This is a genomic window from Shewanella sp. 10N.261.52.F9, from assembly GCF_041471165.1.
Lineage (GTDB): Bacteria > Pseudomonadota > Gammaproteobacteria > Enterobacterales > Shewanellaceae > Shewanella > Shewanella marinintestina.
In genome coordinates this window covers 1-232 of the sequence record NZ_JBFRNX010000065.1, presented here as the reverse complement: position 1 = coordinate 232, position 232 = coordinate 1, and the positions used below count along the sequence as shown (strand labels likewise).

Below are 232 nucleotides of genomic sequence, written 5' to 3'. Positions count from 1 at the left end.
ACGCTGGCAATGTCCCAAGGTAAAAGTGAAACCTTTGATATCTCGTCATCGGTCAGTGGTGATGCCGACTGGACATTAACCTCTGTGGTTGATAGCTCTGGGCTCGTTAACGTTACCAATCTCACGTCGCCGTTTTTTACCCTTGAAGCGCTTGATGGTGGGGTTGCTGAGTTAACTTATACGGTGGGTAGTGATGATGGACAAACCGCATCAGACCGTATTTTGGTTGCGA

The 232-nt window shown here is 48.3% G+C and carries 1 protein-coding gene; it reads left to right on the top strand.

What is annotated here, in order from left to right:
* Positions 1-232, top strand: a 232-nt coding sequence (locus AB4298_RS21265) for a hypothetical protein (protein ID WP_371988332.1), incomplete at both ends; no start/stop codon positions are given.